Genomic DNA, 3,768 nt, shown 5'->3' with positions numbered 1-3,768 from the left:
TGCCGCACGGGGGCCGGCGTCGCACCGCCGTGCGGACCGCGGGCGGCGACGCCCCGGCGACCGCGCCCGCCGGCACCGTACCCGTCGACCTCGCCGACCTGTCGCAGGCGACGTCCGCGGCGCCGTCCGGGCTGCACGCGGCCTACGCGCGCGCCCTCGAACGGCTGCCCGCCTACCTCGCCGACGGCGGCTACGAGCCCTACGGCGTCGCGGCGCTGCGCGAGGCCGTGGCGGCCCGCTTCACGGAGCGCGGGACGCCGACCACGCCCGACCAGGTCCTCGTGACGACGGGCGCGCAGCACGCCATCACGACGCTGGCGACGACGCTCCTCGGCACCGGCGACCGCGCCGTCGTGCAGTCGCCGACGTACTACCACGCCATGGAGGCGCTGCGCCGCGCGGGAGGGCGCCTCGTCGCCCTCCCCGTCGGGCGGGGCGGGCCCGGCGCGGCGCCCGGCCTCGACGTCGACCTCCTCGAGTCCACGCTGCGCCGCGTCTCCCCGCGCCTCGTCTACCTCGTGCCGGACTTCCACAACCCGACCGGCTACACGCTCACCTCTGAGGAGCGCGCCGGCGTGCGCGAGGCGGCCGCGCGGCACCGGGTCACCGTCGTCGGGGACGAGACCCTGACCGACCTCTCGCTCGACACGCCCCCGCACGACGCGGGCGACGTCGCGCCCCCGCTGGCGGGCGACGGCGCGTCGCCGTACGTCGTGACCGTCGGCTCCGCGTCCAAGTCCTTCTGGGGCGGGCTGCGCGTCGGGTGGGTGCGGGCGCACCCGGACCTCGTCGCGCGCCTCGCGCGCACCCGGCAGTCCGCGGACATCGCGACGGCCGTGCTCGAGCAGCTCGCCGTCGTCGAGCTGCTCCGCGACCGCACCGCCGTCCTCGCCGAGCGCCGGGCCGCGCTGCGCGCGCAGCGCGACCTCGTCTGCGGGCTGCTGCGCGACGCGCTGCCCGGCTGGGACGTCCCCGTGCCCGCGGGAGGGCTCTCGCTGTGGGTCGACGTCGGCGCGCCCGTCGCCCATGCGTTCGCCGCCGCGGCGGCCGCGGAGGGCGTGCTGGTCAACGCGGGTCCGACCTTCACCCCGGACGGGAGCTCGACCGACCGGCTGCGCCTGACGTTCTCGCGCTCGCCGGAGGACCTCGCCCGGGCGGTCCCGCGCCTCGCGGCCGCGTGGGAGCGCGTGCGGGGCTGAGCCGACCGCTCGACCTCAGCCCGCGCGGAGCTCCACCGGCGCGGTCGCCAGCGCGCCGTCGTGCAGGAGCCGGGCGACGACGGCGCCCGCCGCGGCGAGGGACCGCCACGTCTCGCCGAGCCACTGCTCGGCGTCGAACTGCGTCGTGAACACCGGGCTCACCGGCGCGGCGAGCGGACGCCCCTCCGCGTCGTCGAGCTCCCAGACCCACTGCGGGCGGATCATCGCTGCGTCCTCTCGTCCTCGGCACCGTCGGTGCCGGCGTGCATCCGCGGCTCGGGGTGCCGCACGAGCGAGCGGTTGATGCGTGCGGCCCAGAACGGGCCCTGGTAGAGGAAGCCCGTGTACCCCTGGACGAGGTCGGCACCGGCGTGGAGGTAGTCGCGCGCGTCGTGCGCCGTCGTGATGCCACCGACCCCGATGATCGCGCGCTGCGGCCCGAGCCGCGCGCGCAGGCGGGCGACGACGGCGAGGCCCCGCGGCCGCACCGGCGGGCCCGACAGCCCGCCCGGGCCCCGGTCGTGCCCGATCGTCGTGTTCACGGCGACGACCCCGTCGAGGTCCAGCTCGTCCACGAGGTCGGCCACGGCGTCGACGTCGGCGTCGGCGAGGTCGGGCGCGATCTTCACCAGGAGCGGGACCCGCCGGGAGCCGGCGGCGGTCGTCGCGACGTCCGCGGCCTCGCGCACCGCCACGAGGATCGGCCGCAAGGACTCCACCTCCTGCAGGTCGCGCAGACCCGGGGTGTTCGGCGACGACACGTTGACGACGAGGTAGTCCGCGAACGGGGCGAGCAGGCTCGCGCTCGTCGCGTAGTCGCCGGGCGCCTCCGCGGCCGGGGTGACCTTCGTCTTGCCGATGTTCGCGCCGACCACGACCGCCCGTCCGGCGGGTGTCGACCGCAGCGCCTCGAGGCGGCGGGCCGCCGCCGCGGCGCCCTCGTTGTTGAAGCCCATCCGGTTGCGCACGCCGCGCACGTCGAGCTCGCGCCACAGCCGCGGGCGCTCGTTGCCGGGCTGGGCGTGGGCCGTCACCGTGCCGATCTCGACGAACGCGAAGCCGAGCATCGTCAGGTCGCGCACGCCGCGCGCGTCCTTGTCGAACCCCCCGGCGAGCCCGAAGGGCGCGGGGAACGTGCGGCCGAGCACCTCGACGCTCCCGGGGCCGCCGGCACCACGGCCGAGGTACGGCGCGAGGGCGCCCTGGACGACGTCGCGCAGCAGCGGGACGCTCCCGACGGCGCGGATGAGCCCGAACGCGACCTCGTGCGCGCGCTCTGGATCCATGCGCCGCAAGACCGTGTCGAACAGCAGCGAGTACAGGAACGGGCGACGGGCGCTCACGCGAGGTCCTCCGGGGTCTGGTGGGTGGACGGGGCGGGGCGCGCGCCCGCCGTCGCGCCGTCGACGGGCCGGGTGCGCCACAGCCACCACAGCCCGACGAAGGGCAGGACGAGGGGCACGTAGCCGTAGCCGCTCCCGAAGCCCGACCACACGGTCGCGCGGGGGAACGCCTGCGGGTCGACGAGCGAGAGCGTGCCGACGGCGAGCACCCCGACGAGCTCGAACGTCACCGCGGCCCAGGCGACGCGGCGGGCCGCGGGGCCCCCGCGGGCGAGCGCGACCGTCGCGACCACGTACACGACGGCGGCCACGGCGGACAGGCCGTAGGCGAGCGGAGCCTCGTGCCAGTCGCGCAGGAGCTGGACGCTCGCGCGCGCGGTCGCGGCGACGGCGAGGATCCCGTACGCCACGACGAGCAGGCGGCCGAAGCCGGCCCCGGTGCGCCGGGCGGTGCCGGGTGCGGTCATCGGGTCCTCCGGGGTCACGAGTTCCAGATCTGCCACAGCCGCCACTCGAGGAAGGCGACCGTCAGCGCGGCGACCGCGAGGACGACCGAGCTCCACCGCGTGCGCTCGGCGAAGGCCCACAGCGCGGCGACCGGCAGGACGAACAGGGCGGTCACGTAGTAGCCCCACAGCAGGACCGGGTCCGTCGGGGCCGTCCCCGTCGCGCCGAGGACGGCGAGCACGACGCCCTGGACGAGCAGCAGGCCCTCCACGACGGCGCCGCCCCACAGCTGGCGCAGCACGACGGCGCGGTCCTGGACGACGAACGCCACCGCCCACCCGGCGAGCGCGAGGCACGCCGCGACGACGACGAGCAGGAGGGCGAGGACCACGCGCCCGAGCGTACCGGCGCGTGTGCGGCGCGACGGAATCGGGCACGTCGCGACCGGCCGCGCGCGCCGGCCCCACGGTGCCCCCGGGGCGCGCGGGATAGCATCGCCGGTGTGGCTGAACTGACCGTCTCCAGCAAGAGTCCCGCCGGTGCCAAGGTCGACGCGCTCGTCGTCGGCACCCACACGACCTCGGACGGCGTCGCGATCGTCGGCGACGACCTGCCCCGCGCCGTCGTCAGCGCGCTCGAGGGCCTCGCCCCGGCGCTCGGCGTCGCGGGCGCGGCCGACGAGGTGCGCAAGGTCCCCGCCGGCCCCGAGCTCAAGGCGGACGTGCTCGTCCTCGTGGGGCTCGGCGCCCGCCGCGCCGACGGCACGTTCGGCGCCGAGG

General features: G+C 77.4%; 5 protein-coding genes and 1 pseudogene. 2 read left to right on the top strand and 4 right to left on the bottom strand.

Annotated elements, in window-relative coordinates; genetic code table 11:
- A partial coding sequence (locus JZ5iCDA_RS16130) for a PLP-dependent aminotransferase family protein (RefSeq protein WP_139123171.1) occupies window positions 1-1,199 on the top strand: 1,199 nt, incomplete at its 5' end.
- Between the two features lie 15 nt (window positions 1,200-1,214).
- Here JZ5iCDA_RS16130 and JZ5iCDA_RS16125 read toward each other — a convergent pair.
- Genes JZ5iCDA_RS16125 through JZ5iCDA_RS16110 form a run of 4 tightly spaced genes read right to left on the bottom strand, consistent with a single transcriptional unit; the run spans window position 1,215 to window position 3,380 of the window.
- The gene (locus JZ5iCDA_RS16125; RefSeq protein WP_069388063.1) at window positions 1,215-1,424 is read right to left on the bottom strand and encodes a hypothetical protein; all 210 of its coding nucleotides are present in this window, start codon (window positions 1,422-1,424) and stop codon (window positions 1,215-1,217) included.
- Window positions 1,421-2,485, bottom strand: a complete 1,065-nt coding sequence (locus tag JZ5iCDA_RS16120) for a quinone-dependent dihydroorotate dehydrogenase (RefSeq protein ID WP_069388065.1) — start codon at window positions 2,483-2,485, stop codon at window positions 1,421-1,423. The genes JZ5iCDA_RS16125 and JZ5iCDA_RS16120 overlap by 4 nt, the downstream gene beginning before the upstream one ends.
- 53 nt (window positions 2,486-2,538) lie before the next feature.
- Window positions 2,539-3,009, bottom strand: a complete 471-nt coding sequence (locus JZ5iCDA_RS16115; RefSeq protein WP_069388062.1) for a hypothetical protein — start codon at window positions 3,007-3,009, stop codon at window positions 2,539-2,541.
- Between the two features lie 14 nt (window positions 3,010-3,023).
- A complete protein-coding gene (locus JZ5iCDA_RS16110; protein WP_069388061.1) occupies window positions 3,024-3,380 on the bottom strand; it encodes a hypothetical protein in 357 nt (118 codons plus the stop codon).
- Window positions 3,381-3,491: 111 nt separating this feature from the next.
- Here JZ5iCDA_RS16110 and JZ5iCDA_RS16105 point away from each other — a divergent pair.
- Window positions 3,492-3,768 (top strand): annotated as a pseudogene (locus JZ5iCDA_RS16105) (leucyl aminopeptidase); the annotation flags it as partial.

Source organism: Cellulosimicrobium cellulans, assembly GCF_001722485.1.
Taxonomy (GTDB): domain Bacteria; phylum Actinomycetota; class Actinomycetes; order Actinomycetales; family Cellulomonadaceae; genus Cellulosimicrobium; species Cellulosimicrobium cellulans_A.
This window is presented reverse-complemented; position numbering and strand designations above follow the sequence as displayed.